Source organism: Natrialba taiwanensis DSM 12281 (assembly GCF_000337595.1).
Classification (GTDB): domain Archaea; phylum Halobacteriota; class Halobacteria; order Halobacteriales; family Natrialbaceae; genus Natrialba; species Natrialba taiwanensis.
In genome coordinates this window covers 98,691-115,727 of record NZ_AOIL01000049.1, presented here as the reverse complement: position 1 = coordinate 115,727, position 17,037 = coordinate 98,691, and the positions used below count along the sequence as shown (strand labels likewise).

General features: G+C 60.8%; 16 protein-coding genes and 1 tRNA gene. 5 read left to right on the top strand and 12 right to left on the bottom strand.

Going from position 1 to position 17,037, the window contains the following annotated elements; all coding sequences use genetic code 11:
* Window positions 1–148: 148 nt before the first annotated feature.
* The 5 genes from C484_RS13535 to C484_RS13515 all read right to left on the bottom strand — a co-directional run bounded on the left by C484_RS13535 (window position 149) and on the right by C484_RS13515 (window position 3,822).
* Window positions 149–1,360, bottom strand: coding sequence for a FlaD/FlaE family flagellar protein (locus C484_RS13535; protein WP_006826476.1), 1,212 nt, complete (start codon window positions 1,358–1,360; stop codon window positions 149–151).
* Entirely contained in the window at window positions 1,357–1,836 is a 480-nt protein-coding gene (locus C484_RS13530) for a flagellin (RefSeq protein ID WP_006826475.1), read from the bottom strand. Before C484_RS13530 ends, C484_RS13535 begins: the two co-directional genes overlap by 4 nt.
* A 26-nt stretch (window positions 1,837–1,862) precedes the next feature.
* Entirely contained in the window at window positions 1,863–2,360 is a 498-nt protein-coding gene (locus C484_RS13525) for a flagellin (protein ID WP_006826474.1), read from the bottom strand.
* A 203-nt stretch (window positions 2,361–2,563) separates the two neighbouring features.
* Window positions 2,564–3,232, bottom strand: a complete 669-nt coding sequence (locus C484_RS13520) for an archaellin/type IV pilin N-terminal domain-containing protein (protein ID WP_006826473.1) — start codon at window positions 3,230–3,232, stop codon at window positions 2,564–2,566.
* 2 nt (window positions 3,233–3,234) lie between these two features.
* Window positions 3,235–3,822 (bottom strand): archaellin/type IV pilin N-terminal domain-containing protein, encoded by a 588-nt coding sequence (locus C484_RS13515; protein ID WP_006664776.1) that lies wholly within the window; start codon window positions 3,820–3,822, stop codon window positions 3,235–3,237.
* Window positions 3,823–4,056: 234 nt separating this feature from the next.
* On the opposite strand from C484_RS13515, the gene C484_RS13510 reads away from it, so the two are divergent.
* Window positions 4,057–4,251 carry a hypothetical protein gene (locus C484_RS13510; protein ID WP_006826472.1) on the top strand — a complete coding sequence of 65 codons (195 nt, stop codon included), beginning with the start codon at window positions 4,057–4,059 and terminating at the stop codon, window positions 4,249–4,251.
* A 204-nt stretch (window positions 4,252–4,455) separates the two neighbouring features.
* On the opposite strand, the gene C484_RS13505 is transcribed toward C484_RS13510, so the two are convergent.
* The 3 genes from C484_RS13505 to C484_RS13495 form a co-directional block, all read right to left on the bottom strand.
* The gene (locus tag C484_RS13505) at window positions 4,456–5,319 is read right to left on the bottom strand and encodes a CheF family chemotaxis protein (RefSeq protein WP_006664778.1); all 864 of its coding nucleotides are present in this window, start codon (window positions 5,317–5,319) and stop codon (window positions 4,456–4,458) included.
* Window positions 5,316–6,596, bottom strand: a complete 1,281-nt coding sequence (locus C484_RS13500) for a HEAT repeat domain-containing protein (RefSeq protein ID WP_006826471.1) — start codon at window positions 6,594–6,596, stop codon at window positions 5,316–5,318. Before C484_RS13500 ends, C484_RS13505 begins: the two co-directional genes overlap by 4 nt.
* A gap of 95 nt (window positions 6,597–6,691) precedes the next feature.
* Window positions 6,692–7,495 (bottom strand): hypothetical protein, encoded by an 804-nt coding sequence (locus tag C484_RS13495; protein ID WP_152422713.1) that lies wholly within the window; start codon window positions 7,493–7,495, stop codon window positions 6,692–6,694.
* A 185-nt stretch (window positions 7,496–7,680) separates the two neighbouring features.
* Between C484_RS13495 and C484_RS13490 the strand changes: the two genes are divergently transcribed.
* Window positions 7,681–10,464 (top strand): hypothetical protein, encoded by a 2,784-nt coding sequence (locus C484_RS13490; protein ID WP_006826469.1) that lies wholly within the window; start codon window positions 7,681–7,683, stop codon window positions 10,462–10,464.
* A 646-nt stretch (window positions 10,465–11,110) separates the two neighbouring features.
* Here C484_RS13490 and C484_RS13485 read toward each other — a convergent pair.
* Both C484_RS13485 and C484_RS13480 read right to left on the bottom strand, forming a co-directional pair.
* A tRNA-Ile gene (locus C484_RS13485) sits at window positions 11,111–11,184 on the bottom strand.
* Window positions 11,185–11,252: 68 nt separating this feature from the next.
* Window positions 11,253–11,873 (bottom strand): FxsA family protein, encoded by a 621-nt coding sequence (locus C484_RS13480; RefSeq protein WP_006826467.1) that lies wholly within the window; start codon window positions 11,871–11,873, stop codon window positions 11,253–11,255.
* Window positions 11,874–11,981: 108 nt separating this feature from the next.
* Here C484_RS13480 and C484_RS13475 point away from each other — a divergent pair, with 108 nt between their 5' ends.
* Window positions 11,982–13,682 (top strand): DUF255 domain-containing protein, encoded by a 1,701-nt coding sequence (locus tag C484_RS13475; protein WP_049915459.1) that lies wholly within the window; start codon window positions 11,982–11,984, stop codon window positions 13,680–13,682.
* 81 nt (window positions 13,683–13,763) lie between these two features.
* A complete protein-coding gene (locus tag C484_RS13470) occupies window positions 13,764–14,567 on the top strand; it encodes a TrmB family transcriptional regulator (RefSeq protein WP_006664785.1) in 804 nt (267 codons plus the stop codon).
* 5 nt (window positions 14,568–14,572) lie between these two features.
* On the opposite strand, the gene mptA is transcribed toward C484_RS13470, so the two are convergent.
* A complete protein-coding gene (gene mptA, locus C484_RS13465) occupies window positions 14,573–15,511 on the bottom strand; it encodes a GTP cyclohydrolase MptA (RefSeq protein ID WP_006664786.1) in 939 nt (312 codons plus the stop codon).
* 403 nt (window positions 15,512–15,914) lie between these two features.
* Between mptA and C484_RS24650 the strand changes: the two genes are divergently transcribed.
* Window positions 15,915–16,043 (top strand): hypothetical protein, encoded by a 129-nt coding sequence (locus tag C484_RS24650; protein ID WP_275040125.1) that lies wholly within the window; start codon window positions 15,915–15,917, stop codon window positions 16,041–16,043.
* A 544-nt stretch (window positions 16,044–16,587) separates the two neighbouring features.
* On the opposite strand, the gene C484_RS13460 is transcribed toward C484_RS24650, so the two are convergent.
* Window positions 16,588–16,989: a VOC family protein gene (locus tag C484_RS13460; RefSeq protein WP_006826465.1), complete on the bottom strand. Its 402-nt coding sequence runs from the start codon at window positions 16,987–16,989 to the stop codon at window positions 16,588–16,590.
* Window positions 16,990–17,037 lie beyond the last annotated feature (48 nt).

Below are 17,037 nucleotides of genomic sequence, written 5' to 3'. Positions count from 1 at the left end.
GACCTTCGCCGCTCACCGGCCGGTGACGGTCGGTGACCGGTAGCGTCGTAACCGCACCTACTGCTGCTCGTCATACAAAACTTCTGGCTGGTGTGCGATGACGGCTGCATACCACTCGAGAGCACCAAGTAGCAACTGGAGACCGAGCTCACTCTTCCCGCCCGAGTTCACCCGATGGCGGCGTTGCCTCCGGCGTCGCAATCCCCGCAATGTACTGGAGGCTGCGTTTGTGTTCCGCGTTACTCAGCACCGATTTCGGCTCCAGGTCGTCGTATTCGGGTGGCGTCGGCGCAGCACCGTCGTCGCTGGAACCGTCGCCAAACCCGTTCAAGAGCGTGTGCAAGTACGTTGCGACCGGCGTCGAGATCCACTCGACCGACTCGTAGTAGGCAATCGTCTGCGCCGCCCCGGTGATCCCGGCCGCGTTCACGAGGAACTGCACCCATTCGAGCGTCGCGAGTTCAGCATCGTTTCTCGCAGGATGGCGAACCAGATAGGGAAGATCGCCGACCTCGCCGTTGGTACCTTCGAGAATGGGGTCGGCTTCGGTGACAGCGGTATCGCCAGCGGTTCCGTCCGTGTCCGCCGCTTCCTCCGCATCGGGATCAAGCGCCGTCTCCTCCACCACCGCTTCTTCCTCTTTCTCGTCACTGTCGTCGACGACAGACGCAGTGTCCGACTCCGACCCGAGGTCGGCGGGCGACTCCGATTCGAATTCTGCATCAGCATCGAGTTCGAGATCGTCCTCGAAGTCCGCTTCCGCGTCGAGCGTCTCGCCGAACTCGTCTTCGTCACCCTCCTCGTCGACTTCCTCGAAGCCGTCGCTGAACTCGTCGTCAGTATCGTCGTCGAGGTCGGTGTCGAGGTCGTCGTCAAGGTCGTCATCGAGACCGTCGTCGAGATCGTCGTCGAGAAAGTCTTCCGCCTCGGAGTTGATGATGTCGTCGTCGATATCGTCGGCAGGGTCGTCTTCGCCGCCGAACACGCCGCCCTGACCGGCGGCGGTTTCGAAGGCGTTGCCGAGTTCCTGATCGCCGACGAAGGGGTTGATCCCCTGGGTGACGATTTCGTACATCTCGACGAGTTTGTCGACGTTCTGCTCGACGGTCGTGATGGACTCGCTGATCTGTTCGTTTTCGCCGCGGACAGTCTCGACCTGATTTTCGAGCGAGTCGACCTCCTTTTCGATTTCGTCGAGACGATAGGTGAATTCGGTGTCGTCGGAGCCGTCGCTGTCGTCGCCGTCGAAGCCGAGGTCGTCTCCGATCAGTCCGTCATCGCTCCCGAGAAGGTCATCCTCGTCTTCGTCCGGGTCCGGTTCGTCACCGCCACCGAGTTCACTGAATAGCAGTAGTGTCATGCGTCATCCTCCCAGTAGAACGTAATCGTGTCTTCGTCGTCGTTGACGAGCACGACGACTTCCGTATCGCCGCCCACATCGGCTGTCGAAATCGTAACCTCGACGACGCCGCCCGGGTTCCAGGTATTGGTGTCGGCATCGACTCGCTCGACGGCCGTCACCGTCGAGTAGGTTCCATCGACGAGCGCGTCAACGGCGCTCGGATCAGCCGGTACGTCCTTGCTACCGACGTTTTTCACCAGGACACTCACGTTGTACCCGTCGCTCGTCGTGTCGTTCTCGACAATCGCGTCCGGCTGTGACTCGTCGCTGATGATCGCGATGTCAGTTTCGATCTCGTCGGAAACCGTTCCTCCGCGCATTTCGATCGAGTCGCTCACCTCGCCGACCTCCATGACGACGGTTCCCGCAACCGCCGAGGCGATCACGAGACTGCCGATGAACATGATCAGGTGTGTCGCTGAAACGCTCGCCATTTAGTGTTCGTCCTCCATTTGTCCTCTCAGGTCGTGATCGCAGCCGAATCGGCGACGCCGCGTTTCGTCGTTATCCGAACGCTATCTTCGCTCTCGTTTCCGGTAAGCCCGATCTCGTCGTCGATCCGGTCATCGACGATTTCGATTTCGAGATGTGTCCCAGGAAGCCACACGTCACTCTGATTGCGCTCGGTGCTCCCAGCGAGAACCGTCGTTTCCTCGTCGACACCCTGTGTCGGATAGAACTGCCCGTTGACCACGACATCCGTCATCGTGACGGACAGTGACGCTGCGCCGTTGTTAGTGACGTTCACGACCGCATCCGTCTCGTTCGTTCCATCGGTGTACTCGAACGATTCGATCGCGATCGCCGTATTCTGTTGCTCGCGAAACTGATCATTCTGGGCCGCAAACGCCGCACCAGTCTCCGCACCGACGCTGAAAACGGTCGGTACGATGGCGCTAATGGCAAGGAGAAACCCTACCAGTATCACCAGCACTGCGCCACTCGTACTGAACCCCATTAAGTCATCGTGACGTTTCAGATTCTTAAAAGCCCTCTGGCCAGTTCGTCGTGCGATAAGAGCAGCCGATCGCCGACGCGTTTGCCAGCGCCAGCGGTCACTCGCCGATGAACTCGTTCTTGGAGCAAGAGCAATCCGACAAGAGACGCTACAAGATCAGCGTTGAAAAAACCGGTAAAAAGCGGTAGATCGGTGAGACCGATTTAGAGTCGGACTGCTTCACCGCTATCGGTGAAGAGATCGGGTGCGCGCAGTTCGACTTCGGTCGTCGCACCGGACGGCGAAACGATACTGAGCGACGACTCGTCACCCTGTCCGAACGGTTCCGCCGTGCTTCCGAACGGTTCGACCTCCGGATTGAGGATGATCGTGTAATCGTTGTCGTCGTCACCAAGGACGGCCTGATCGGATGCGACGTAGTTGTTGTTATCGTCGATCACGGCGAAGTGTCCCGAGTTCAGTTCCGTAGCGTTACCCGACTCGGTGGAGTTGAGATACGTCCCGTCGGTGTCGTCGATCTTCGGCATGACGAGGTTCTCCTGTCCGTTGGGTCCGACGGCTTGAATGATCGTCTCGTTGAGATCGATCTCGTCGGAACCGGCTGCACCGGTCACCGTCAGGTTAACGGACGTGATGTTTGTGGGATCGTCTGAACCGGCGTCCTCAACGATACCGACTTCGCTGGTGATATCGACGCGTTCGGAAACCAGATCCGTACTCTCTTCGCCCGTCGCTTCGGCCTGCGTCTGGAGCATACCGGCCGTGTTGATCAGCACGCCTGCAGCGATTGCAGCGACAAGCACCATCGCGATGAACACGATGAGCGTCCCGATACCAACCTGACCTCTCTCCGTTGTTTCGTTATCGAACATGGTTACAGTTTCACCGAGCTATCCTCGTCAGTAATCGTGGTCGGAACGCGGATCTCCATCTCGGTCGTCGCACCGGCGTCCGTCGTGAAGATCACCGACAGTTGATCGCCCTCTTCCAGCGTGCTATATACCTCGTTGAGGGAAACGATCACTTCGACGCGGTCGCTCGTTTCCGTCAGTACCGCTTCGTCAGGTGCCCCGTCAACACCCTGGATATTTTTGATTTCGACCCCGCTACCGTTATCGGTTGTGAAAGTCTCTTCACCCTCTGAACCGATGAATTGCGCAGTCGTCTTGTTCAGGTCGATCGGATCGGATCCAGCCGCCATCGCCATGACGAAGTTGAGTTCAGTGATGTTATTATTATCACTCGCGTCGGAAACGTTACCCGACGCACTCACGATTTCGAGACGATCGCTCACTTGATCCGTCGATTCCTCCCCGGTAGCTTCTGCCTGCGTTTGCAGCATGCCAGCCGTATTGATCAGCACGCCCGCGGCAATCGCAGCGACCAGCACCATCGCGATGAACACGATAAGGGTACCAATCCCCACCTGACCACGGTCGTGGTCGTTGTCTGTTTCGAACATAGTTGGTTACACCCGGGAGTCCCGGGCAGTACCGCCTGGTTCAGACTGATTGTTATTAAGTCTACTTGCCAAACTTGACACTCTTAACTCTAACTGCCGATAGCTGTATATCTTAAACCTGATGGCCGAATTAGATACCACATAAATAACTCTGGTGGCCGATCCGTTCTCGGAGGGCCAGCTCCGTCCCCGTTGGCCGGGACACTTATCTTCCCGGTCCGACGAGTTCAGCGCATGAATATCGTGGATGGCGATAAGATCGAGTGTAGCCGCTGTGATGAACTCGTCTTACTCGACGATGCGAATATTCTCGGCAAGTCGAACAATCGGACGTATGCAAAGCCGCTCTGTGACGATTGCCTGGAAAACGTTGGTGTGCCGCGGGGGTACGAGTTAGAGCGAGACGTGAGTTATCTCAAGAGCGATTGATCGGCGTGTATGCGCGGTAGCGTGGGTTAATCGTAAGTTGGTCGTAAGTTGATTGTGAGGACGAGTTCTGGTTCGTGATCGAATGATCGAATAATCGAATACGCGTGTGCGAGTGCTCTCGTTGAGTTGAGTAGAGTAGAGTTGAATCGGTGTCAGCAAGAGGGAACGAGCAGCCGTTGTCGAGTCGTCACGTGGCGTGCGCCGTCACTTGTTGTTCATCGCTTCGCTCGCGATATTTCGTCCGCGCGGCTTCAAGGCGACCTCGCGTCGCACGCGGACCTCCTCTAACACCTGCAGTTCGATCAGGCGCTCGTAGATTTCCTCGACCTCGTCCGTATCGATGTCCAGAAACTCCGGGACCTCGAACGGTGAAACGCCCGAGTAAATCGCCATCAACACCTCCTCTTCCTTGCCGGAGAGATCGATCTGTGAGGCGTTTTTCTCCGCGCCGCGGTCCAGGACGGATTTCAACATCGCGCAGTTCTGGCTGGAGCCCGAGAGGTACGTCTGCACGCTCGAGCCGTCCTCCGTGTGCTCGGCCTCGATCACCGGCCGTTCCTGGGATCGAACCGTGCGTTCGTCGCCCTCGACCGTCCCGACGTCGTCGACCTCGATCTGGACGAACTCGCCGCTTTCGATCGCGAAGTTCGCGACACCTTCGTTGATCTTCACGCGGGCCTTTCGCCACGAGGAATCCTGGACCACGCCGCCTTTCACCGCCGGATGCTTCACGAGCACGATCTCGCCGTCCAGAATCGCCTTCTGGATCTGCAGTTCGAACTCGTTGACCGCGTCCATCGAGATGAGATAGACGTTGGGTCCGTAGTTGATGCTGATGTAGTCCGAGACCTTCGCAACGGTCTGGTTGACATCGTACCGGCCGCGAATCGATTGGATCTTCGAGAGTGGAATCGTCTCTTTACCGCTGTTGCTGACGATCACCAGTCGCTTGTTCGAGAGGACGAGCCGGCCGTTCGACCAGTTCGTGTCCGAGAGTTTGCGTCCCTCGCGGACGACCTGCGTGAACTTGCCGGTGACGTCTGCGAGTTTCTGTTCGCCCTTACTCATGCTGGGTCACCAGTGACTGACCCGACGCCGCCGAGTTTCGACAGCGCAGAGAACCCGCGCTTTCGCAGTCGGTCACTATCGGTTCGCTCGACGAAACTAGAGAGGCGGTTCCGAGAGGTGTCGCCGCCGATCTTCCCCAGGACGAACAGCGCCTTGACCCGCAGCTCCTCGTCGCGCAGGTCGTTCTCGACGAGTTCGAGCAGTCGCTGTTCCAGCCCGTCGCTGTCGAGCAGCGACAGGCTCGTGGCGGCGAACTTCGAGGTCATTTCGTCGTCGTCGCCCATGGTTTCGACCAGGGCGTCCTGTGCGGCCGCCGTCGAGGAATCGTTCGCGACGCGCCCGAGCAGCCAGGCCGCGTTGCGCCGCTGGGCGGTCTCCGTACTTCGATCCAGAATCTCGATCAGCGGCTCGACGACCTCGTCCTCGTCCGCAGCCTCGAGTTCACCGACGATCTTCTCGCGGATCTGGTGGCTCGCGTTGGCGGGTGCCTCCGAGAGGAGTTGGACGAGCGAGAACATCGCAGTTCGGCGGACGGTGTCCGCGTCGTCGCTCAGGGCGTTCGCGAGGACTTCGACCGCCTCGACGCTGCCGAGTCGCCCGAGGGCGTCGACGGCGATGCGCCGGAGCACTTCGTCCTCGGCGTCGGCCACGTCGACGAGTTCGCGGAGCGCGTTGTCGGTGCCGATGTCGGCCAGCGCGTACGCGATTTCGATGCGGACGGAGTACTGATCCTCGTGGAATCGCTCGGAAAGGGCGGGGACGCTCTCCGGGGATTCGATGCGTCCGAGGGCGCGGGCGACGCGCGTTCGCACGCGAGAGTCGGGATCGGTGAGCCGGTCGACCAGCGCGCTGACGACGTTGTCCTCGCCGATGCGACCGAGGCCGGTCGCGGCGGCCATCCGGAGTTCCGGCTGATCGGCGGTCAGCCCGCGAGCCAGAACCTTCGCTTTCTTCCACTCGGCCAGGTCCTCGAGATCCTGTCCCGAGAGATCGCCGATGAACTCTTCGAGAGCGTCCTGGCCGTACTGGTCCAGCGCGTCGATGGCTGCGGCCCGTACTTCGTCGCTTTCGTCGTCCTGTGATGCCGTGACGAGCGCGTCGATCACCTCGTCGCGCGGTGAGCGCGGGTTCCCCTGGACTGGATCTTCGTCGGCGCTCGCCTCGAGACTGCCGAGAATCTCGGCGGCCCGCCGACGAATGTCCGGATTTGAACTCGCCTCGAGATGTCGGATGAGTTGTTCGAAGTCCGCGTTGCGTTCGAGTTCGAATAACGTCATGGCTGCGAGATCACCTGCCTGCGTCGGGACGACGGAAGCGCAAGGTCGTCCCTGTGTGACAGTAGCCGCCCCGGTGGCATTGATCCTCGAGCATGTCACTCATCACTCTCGTTGCCAGTGCCAGTGCTGGAATCCGCCGTACTGTCTGATTCGTTCAGGCCTGTCTCGCTGGTGTCAGTATCAGTGTCGTCGGTGCTGTTTTCACCGTCTGCAGTGCCATCGCCGGCATCGCCATCAGCGGCCGTCCCATCGTCAGCCACCATCTCGGATTCGTTCGCTCCGGTCCCGGACTCAGTCTCGGCGTCGTCTCCGTACTGCTTCGTCCGCGCGATTGCGTTCCAGAGTTCGACATCCGAGGCCTCTCCCGCTAAGTGTTCCTCGGCCCACTGGGCGTTGACGGCCCAGCCCTCGACTTGTCCATCGAAGGGATCGGTCACTTCCGTATAGAGATGGTTTACGTCGGACCCGCGGTCGATCAGCCCCTCGCTGAACACGCGATAGATCATCGCGATTTCGTCGTCGGACTCGGTTTCACTCGTCGCATCGGACTCATAGAACAGAATCAGATCGTTGTCGTCCGTATCGTGATAGAGGTCGGCAACGGTAATATCGTTCTCCTCGAGCAAAAAGTAGAACTCGCCCGGTGTCGCCTCCGGATCGTCGCCAGGGTCGGTCGGATCGACGGGAACGCGACTGCTGCCGAACTGTTTGATGGTCCCCAGACAGCCCGCCGTCAGCCCGACTGAAGCGGTTCCGAACGCAGCCAAGGCTGCTCGACGAGTTCGTCCGATTCGATTGTTCCCGCACCCATCATCCGACCGCGTCGTCGATTCACCCTCCAGACAGTCCCGGTCGCCTCCGTCGCTGCAGGCAGCTGTCCCCCCAGAATATCGTGGCATCGTTACGAACTCGTCACACCAACGGGTGAAAAATTCGTCGGCCGTTCGGGTGACGGCCGGGGGTGAACCGACGGTCGGCTCTCCGCCACACCCCGAATGGGCCGGCAATATGATATGAGTGGATTTCCTACTGGTCGGCAACGAGAGTCTCGACCTGGATCGGGGACGACGAAGACTGGAAAACTATGTCACAGAAGGAAAGGGTTACCGGTGGAGAGTCGGCGGAAACGATAGCGGGGAGTCGGACGGAACGATCGATTCGAGCAAGTAGCCGATCGGCTGCTCCGACGACCGTTTCTACGACGAACCCGACCGCCGAAAATCGCCACCGGTCTATTTGGCGCGGGAGTCGCTTGTTCGTCGTGGTACTCGTGGTTCTGTCGCTCGGGACCGCGGGTTTGCTCACCGGTGGGATAACCGCCAGTGCAGTCGCCGATCCCACCACCGATTCACTCGCCCCGTCTGCGTCCGCGAGTCTCAGTACGTCCACTTCCGACACCGGTGAGTACGATGATACGGTCGTTGTGCGATTTGCCGACGACCACGTCGTGACCGGGAGCGCTGCGGAGTCGATGCCGTCCGATCCGGTCGTCACTGCAGGCGGCGAAGAACTCGTCGTCGTCGATGGCGCTGTCGAAACCGAAACCGGGGACGAAATCGTCGTCGGGAACAATACGGTTCGAGTCGCCGAAAACGATCCCGATCTGGTGGTCACCGACGGGGAGGTGCTAAACGATACGCTCGAGGTGACCGATGGCGGGATCGTCCAGACGGTCGAAGGGGAAACAACGGTCGAAACGGACGACGGTAAGGTAGTAGAGTACACCAACTACGACGAGACGAATTTCGTCCCGGAAATCGTCGACACGAACAGCCCCGGCGAAGGCGAAACCCTCGAGGTGACAGTCGAGATCACCAATACGGAGTACGGAACCGCAACAAGGGACGTCGACTTCACGCTTACGGACGGTGACGAAACGTTTGCAACACTTAACGAGTCCATCGAGTTAGATGGCGGCGAGTCGACCACTCACACCTTCGAATACGAAACCGAACGCGATGATCACGAGGCGACACGCGCTCTCGTGGAAGTGGATTACGACGGTAACGAGGACGACACCGATGTGACGATCCACGAATCGAAGGCCACCGTTACTATTGCCGACTGGACGCGAAACACCGCCGCCGGTGACGAACTCGAGGTCACCGCCGAGATCAACCGTCACGGAAATTATCCACAGGGAGAACAAGAGTTCCTAATCGAGTTCAGGATCGATGGCACACACGTCACGACGAAACCGGTATCGATGGAGCCGGGTGGACAGGCGGTCGAGACGTTCACATACGAGACGACCGAGGCGGATTCGCCGTCGGTCGAGGCAGTTGTCAGGAGCGGACTTGACGGCGAACCCGACGACACGGCCAGGGCCGTCGCGGAGGTCATCGGACAGGCGACACACGAAGAAAACGTCCGGGCGCAGTTTGCCGATCGGAACCGGCCGGACGAGGGCGAGACGCTCGAACTCGAGGCCGAAATCGAGTACGACCGCGCCGATCGCATCCCGAACGAACCGAAGGAATACCCGATCGAGTTCTACATCGACGGCGAACTGGTCGACAATCGAACCGTCGAACTGAACGGTGACGAGACCGTCACGGAAACGTTTACCTACGAAACGGAGCAGGGGGATGCGCCGCGGGTCGATGCCGAACTGAAGACCCCCGGGACGGGCGATACGGCCCGGCCACGGATTAACGGGAGCGGTTTCAATGTCGAAATCATCGATGTCAACGGTCCCGTCAACGAAACCCAACCACTCGTTGCCACGGTCGGCATCGAAAATACCGGCGACATCACTGGAAAGCAAGAAATTCGACTGCGTATCGATAGCGGAGCTGGCGATCCAGATCAGACGACCAGACATATCCGCGGCCAGAAGAACGTCTCGCTCGAGGTTGGCGAACGAACGACCGAACGCTTCTCCTATCGAACTCGTTCGTCGGACGTACCCCTGACTGAAGTTGCGATTCTCAGCGACGACGACGAAGCGACGCAGAACGCGATGGTCCGGGCCAAAACCTCGCGATACGAGCCGCGAAATCTGACCGGCGACTACAGGAACGAGTCGAGTCGAGAACTGACGCTTGCCGCCGATATCAACAACACCGGCACCGAACCGGGCGACCAGTACGTCGAGTTCAGCCTCGACGGTGAACTCGTCCACGTCGACCGCGTGACGCTCGAGCCGTGGGAGTCTGAGACCGTCTCGGCGACGATCGATGCGCCCGAAGAGATCGGCGCACACGACTTTGCGGTCGAAACCGACGACGACCGCGCAGAAACGCTCGTCGGCGTCGGCGTCGAAGTCAGCGGTAGCGACCCGGATACCGACGGAACGGGGGAGAATCAGTCAGTTGATGGGGATACTGATTCGGGATCGGACGGTTCGCCGAGCACGGCGACTTCCGGCGGTGGGATTCCGTGGCACTTCCTGGGTTTGAGCCTCCTCGGACTCCTCGTGGTGTTCGCACTGGCGGCCCTCTTTCTCCTCTACCGCCACGATCCGGAAAACTTTCCACCGGAGCCGGCAGCCGTTCCGGGCATTCTGCAGACGGAGGTGAACTCGCTCGCGACGCGAGTTCGGACGACCGATCTGGCGCTGCTGATCGCGACCGCCAAGCGAGCGATCGGACTCAGCGCCGGGACACTGATCGTCCGGAACGATCTTCCGCGCGCGGCGACAGTCCGCGTTCGCTGTCAGACGGCAACCAATACCGTGTTTCTCGAGGATTTCGAGTTACAGCCAGAGGAGCGGCGCGTTCTTGGCTCGCTTCCTGATACGGATCAGTTCAAGGTCGGGGCTGGCGTCGACGACATCACGTCTCACGAGGAGGTTTTCGACCGCGACAACGGTGATGTCGGCGTCGTCCTCAGAGCGGAAGGGATAGTGATCGGTAATCTTTCCTGAAGTGTCTCGCGGACCCGCTGTAGAGTACTAGTGGCCGTAAAAAGAAGAGGTTCGATAGCCACTACATAATATATTCATAATATATTGAATCCAGACATATTTGGTTCAACAGTATCGGACACAATTTGACCGATATTCCGACAAAACAGGGTATAGATCCTACTGAGATATTTCTGTCAAAGAAGACTGGGCCTATTTTACTCCCGGTAGTAAAGACGTATTATAGCCGTTCTCTACCGATATACTCGGCATGGTCGATAGTATACCGCTGAGAATTATAAGTAAGTTGGAGTTAAAAGGCGAATGGTGTGGCTAACTATCCCTCTATATTCATTCATAACTGCCCAGCGATTGATAGCCCCACAGGCAGTAATCCAATCGAGCTGTTCCATGCGAGTTCACACTCACCGAAGCAGCGCAGTCTCAGACGGGGAGCTGAACTCGGATGGAACCGAGACGATGCAATCACTCAGTGGGCAAAAGGGGACAGGGAAGATGTGTCAGCTGTTGCTGTTCGGTTAGTGGCCTGGGTTGCCACGGCCGATTTCCGGCGATTCGAACTCCGGTGAATGCTTCCGCTCACGGGACGACTCGGCCAAGAAAGGTTCTATCGCAGTAGCTTGTGGAGTAACGTGCCGCAAAAGGATGGGCCAACTCGGATTTGAACCGAGAGCCTCCACCTTATCAGAGTGGCGCTCAACCTAATTGAGCTATTGGCCCGCGACTGCACTCGTTAGTTGCTCGGTGGGATGTTTAAGCGTTTCTTTCCGTTCGCCCTGTGGGATGGGCTACCGCGCATAGCGGCTGTCATCATCCTCATCGTCCGAGTTCTCCGTGGAGTCGTCGCTGCCGCCGATATCGATACTGTAGGAGTCCTTGCTGTCGGTGCCGGTGTTGACGGTGTAATCGTCCGCACCCAGATCGTACGTGCCAGTGTCGGCGTTCGTGCCCGTGCCGGAGCCGGCTGTGCTCTCCGGATCGCCGTTCGGGAAGCCAAACGTCCAGACGGACCCGCTTGCAAGGCCGCCGGTCTTCTTGTCCGCGTAGGGAACGATCACATATCGCTTGAGAGCCGCTCGGATCGGGATTCGGGTGATCGGGACCGCGATGAGGAATCCGATGAGGTCCGTGACGAGCCCGGGCGTGAGCAAGAACGCGCCGGCGGCGATCAGGAGCCCACCGTCGAGCAGTTGATTCGTCGGGGGCTCACCCCGTGCCAGCGAGCGTTGCATCTTTCGGAGCGTTCGCCGGCCCTCGGCGCGAACGAGGAGCATCCCCACGAGGCCCGTGAGGACGACGAGGAGGACCATACCGATCCAGCCGATGTAGCTCGTCTGGCTGACGACGACGGCGAGGAGCACGGCGTCGAGAAACGGGATGAGCAACAGTGCGAAGATCCACCGGAGCATACCTCGATATAGCCGGCGAAGCATGAAAACCCTTTACTCTCACAACAGCACTCGATAGGGGTCTTGGGACAACGAAGGGCTTACGCCTGTCACCGGCCACCCATCGGTATGGGAATCGGTATGGGCAGCGACGACGAAACGCGCGTCGAGTGGCGCGAGTGGGGCCAGGACGCCTTCGACGAGGCAGCGACGGCGGATCGACCCGTCTTGCTCTCGCTCACTGCGACGTGGTGTGATCACTGCCACGAGATGGACGCAGAGACCTACGCGGAGCCGCGAATCGCGGCGAACGTCAACGACAGTTTCGTCCCCGTTCGCGTCGATGTCGACCGACGCCCGCGAGTGCGCGATCGGTACAACATGGGCGGCTTCCCCTCGACGGTCTTTCTCGCGCCCGACGGATCGGTGCTGACCGGCGCGGGCTACCTCGGTCCCGACGGCATGCGTCAGGTGTTAGACAGCGTCCGGACGATGTGGGACACGAAGGGCAGCGGTGCCGGTCGCATCCCCCGGCCGCTCCGCGAGGACAACCCGCCCGCCGGCGCGCTCACGGGCGACATCGAGTCGGCGATGCTCGGTCAGCTCACCGAAACCTACGACGAGACCGCCGGCGGCTGGGGCGACAACCCGAAATTTCCGCTCCCCGACGCGCTCGAGTTCAGCCTCAAGCGCGACCGGGAGATGGCGCTGCGCTCGTTCGACGCGGTGAGCGCGAACCTGTTCGACGAGTACGACGGGGGCTTTTATCGCTTTGCGACAGAGCGGGATTGGTCCGGCCTTCAGCACGAGAAGCTCCTCGATTCGAACGGCGCGCTCGTTCGCGCGTTCGCGAACGCCTATCTACACACGGGCAAAGACGAGTATCGCACGCCGGCCGCGCGCACGGTCGAGTTCCTGACGACGACGCTCTGGAACGACGACGTCGACGCCTTCGCGAACAGCCAAGCGCCCGGCGAAACCGAGGCGCACGGACTCGATCCGACCGACCGCGAGGCGGCCGACGAGCCGCCGGTCGACGAGGTTGTCCTCGCGGGGCCGAACGCGCTCGCGATCGAGGGGCTGCTCACGTACGCCGCCTACACCGACGACGAGCGCGCCCGCAGATACGCAGAGCGCGCGCTCGAAACGCTCCGAACGGACCTGATCGGTGCGGCCGAGGGTACGGACGAGGACCGGGGAATCGTCGCCCACGCGCACCCCGAAACCGTCGATAGAACCACAGCCGCGCTGCTCCTCGCGAATCAGGCGCGAACCCTGTCGGCGCTGACGACGGCCGCGAGCACGCTCGATCCCGCCGTCCTCTCGACCGCGAGGGCAGTCGCCGACGCGACGATCGACCGCCTTCACGACGACGACTCGTTCGTCGACGGGCCGGCGGCCGGCGCGGGGCTGCTCGAACGCCAACTCCGCCCGCTCGACTCAAATGTCGCCCTCGCCGAGGCGCTCCTCGAACTCGCGGTGCTCACCGGCGAGAACGAGTACCGCGAGTTCGCTCGGGAGACGCTCGAAGCGTTCGCCGGGGCGAGCGACCGATTCGGCGTCCAGATTGCCCAGTACGCGACGGCCGTTTCCCGACTGCTGGAGGGGCCGCTCGTGATCGCCGTTGCCGACGACGTCGGCTCAGATCTGCATCGGGCCGCGCTCCGACTCGCGGACCACGAAAAGGTCGTCGTTCCCGGTGCGGCCGCAGCCGATAGCTATGATAGTCTCCCGGCCGGCACCGCTCGCGTCGAACTCGGGGAGCGCGAATCGGCCACCGCCGAAACTCCGACGGAGTTGAGCGAGGCCGTCCAGTCCGTTCTCGAGTAGCGCTCGGGACTAAAACGCGAGTGTTCGGTGTGAGAGCAAACCACCACAGCGTTTATGTTTCTTCGGTTGGTTGAAGCGATTATGGCCAGCCTCAGGGATCTCGGGCTTTCGGAGTACGAAGCGCGAGCGTATCGAGCGCTGTTGAACACCGGACCGACAACAGCCAAGGAGTTGTCACGCGCCAGCGACGTACCGATGGGACGCATCTACGACGTACTAAACAGCATCGAGCAGTACAACCTCGTGCGAACCCAGACCGCGAGCCGGCCGAAGAAGTACGTCGCCGTCGAACCGTCGACAGCACTCGATCGCCTACTCGACGACAAGAAACGCGAACTCGCGGAGAAAGCGGACCAGTACGAGTCGATCGTCGACGACCTCTCCGATGAACTCGACGCGGCAGATCCCGTCGAGGAACAGTTCTGGACCGCCGCCGTCGGTCCCGAGGAGACGGTTGACCTCCTCATGGAGCGACTCGCAGCCGCCGACCGGCACATCGTCATGGTCGCCGCGGATCCCGTCCCCGAACGGGACGCCCAGACCGTCGGCGACAACGTGCTCGCGAAACTCGAGGACGCACTCGATCGAGGCGTCTCCGTCGATCTACTGATGACGCGACGGCTCGTCGATGCGCTCTCGAAAAACGTCGGCGAGCGCTATCGAACGACGCTCCAGGCCCGGGACGATTTCGACGTTCGGACGAGCGCAGAAGTGACCGGCTCGTTCAATCTCATCGACGACACCGAAGTCTGCATCCAGGTTCCAAACCCCCTTTCCTCCGGCGATGCGTTCGGAATGATCGACCTCAAAGACCCCGAGTTCGCGGCGAACGTCCACGACGAGTTCGCCCCGCGGTGGGACGACGCCGAGCCGTTGACGTTCTAACCGCCCTACTCGGAGCCGTTGCCGTTGACTTCCTCGCGCAGAGTTTGCATCTCGACGACTCGCTCGGCGTGTGCGTTGTGCTGGTGGATCGACTCGTCGTTCGACTGTTTCATCGTGAGGACCGCATCGTCCGGCAGATGGCTGAACTCGGAGACGACGCCCTCGGCCATCGAGCGCACGCAGTCCTCGACGAACTTCGCGTCCGCGTGGGCCGCGTAGGTCATGTGATCCTCGTCCGGCCGTTTGGCCAGGTTGTAGATCCGCGCGCTCATCGAATCCCGCGCGATGTCGATGACGTCGTTCAGGTCGACCGCGGGATCGCCGCCCGACTCGACGGCGAGGGTCGCGTGTCCGCGCTGGGAGTGGCCCGGCTGTGGCACCTCCTCCAGGAACTCCGTGATCGTCTCCTCCTCGACGCCCAGGTCCTCGAGCGTCTGTTTCGCGCGTGCGGCCGACATTCCCTGCGAACACGGACAGACAGTCATTCCCGTCACCGTCGCACCGATCTTCTCGCGGGTTCCCTCGTCCGTCGCCGTCGCCGAGGCGACGATATCGACGGTGTGTTGGGTCTCGCGGTCGCTCGCCGGCGTCTGCTCGCGGCGCATGAACTCGGCTTCCATCGAAACTTCGGCCTTCGACGTGTACTCGTGTTTCTCGAGCAGGCGTTCGGCGGCCTCGCCGCAGACCTCCTCGACCTGGTAGGCCTCCTCGCGGGTGGCATCCTCCAGAATCTCGTCGATGACCTCCATGTTGCGACTCATGTCCGCGCCCTTGCGCCAGGCGGGGAGGTCGACGAAGACCTCGAACTCGGCGGTGAGGACGATCGGGCGCTTGTCCTCGCGAGCGATCTTGACGAGCTTTTCGACGCCGGTGACGCCGACCTGACTCAGGCCGACGGTGACATCCGGCGACGTCGCCTGCACGTCCGGCAACTGGTGACTCATTGCCCGCATTCAGGGGAGCGCGCGATTATGCCTTTCGGAACGGTCAGTTCCCTCCAGCATCCCGTCGTTCACGTCGTCCGGGAGGGAGCTCCCGTCTTCCTGTCCTCGCGCTCTTGCACCCTCGCGTCGTTCTTTAAGTGCTTCTCGTCACAAGGTGTAGATACGACGGGTCACCGACGCGCCGTGTCGCGTCGGCTTTTCGCTGTTGATCGGTGTAACTGTTCGTCCGTATACGATCCCGCATAGCACGGTCGAATCCAGTATTGCGTTCGTTCTTTAAGTGTCTCTAGTCACAAGGTGTAGATACGACGGGAGGTCGTCGGTCTTCGAGTTCTTGACTCGGTATCTTACGTTCAGATAGATCTCACTTCCCAGAGGGTTCTCGAACCGGTGACGCTGCGCGGTGAACGCCGGGCTTCTACTGTCCAGTGATGGTGATTTCGGTGGGATTGCGCTGGAGTCGTTCGACCACTATTTCCAGGCGTTCCTCGACGCCGGATTCAATCTCGAGGAGTCGTCGAACCGGTGTTAACCGACGAGTTCGCTCGAGAAAACCCCGACGCGTATCGGGATTCACTGACGCGGGTGCCGGATTTTCTCTGTCTGCGGGCGAGTCTTTGAGCGCGGGTCTTTAAGTGCGAGTTGAAACACGAGGCAGAAACGGAGACGGGCGGACTTCGGACCGGCCGAAGGACAGTTCGGCTTCGAACTCACAGCGTCCCCGTGTCGCGATTACGGGCCGAGTTCAGTGCGCGGCCGTCGAAAGGTGGTTTCGATGGTCGGTGGCTCTCGACCGACCGCTTTGAACTCGGGTCCCCGCCGTGACACAAGGTGCACGACCGCGTGGTCGCGTGATCGCGGCCGAGCATGAACTCGTGTTGGAGGGCGGCGTTTCTGACTGGTGCGCTTGGGTACGCCGGCCGAGAGCCGACGGCCGCGGGGACCGGCACTGCCCGGCAGAGCCGCCAGTGGTCGGTTGCCGACGCACTCAGCGGGTCAGACGGTCTGCTGTGACGATTTCCCATCGCGCTCGCCTGTCCTGCGGTTGCGCCGAAACTGACTGACCGCAGTCCGTATCAGTCGATATCGAGAACCGGATTCCATGCCACCTCCCACAGGTGATCGTCGGGATCAGCGAAGTACCCCGAATAGCCGCCCCAGTCGGCTTCCCGAGCCTGTTTTACGATACGAGCGCCGGCGTCCGCCGCCTCGCGAAGCACTGTATCGACCGCCTCTCGATTTTCGACGTTGTGCGCGATGGTGACGCCGGCAAATCCGTCCCCCTCGGAAGAGACCGTCGCATCTTCGGCGAGGGCGTCCCGCGGATAGAGCGCGATCCACGTCCCCTCTAACGGGAAAAAGGCGGGACCGTCGCCCTCCCGCTCGCGCATCGAAAGTCCCAATCCGTCCCGATAGAACGCGATAGCATGCGCCATGTCCGAGACGCCCAACGTGACGAGGGATACGTGTGGGTCCATACCATTGGTAGGCGCTTCCGAAGGAAAGCACTATCGCCACTGAACTCG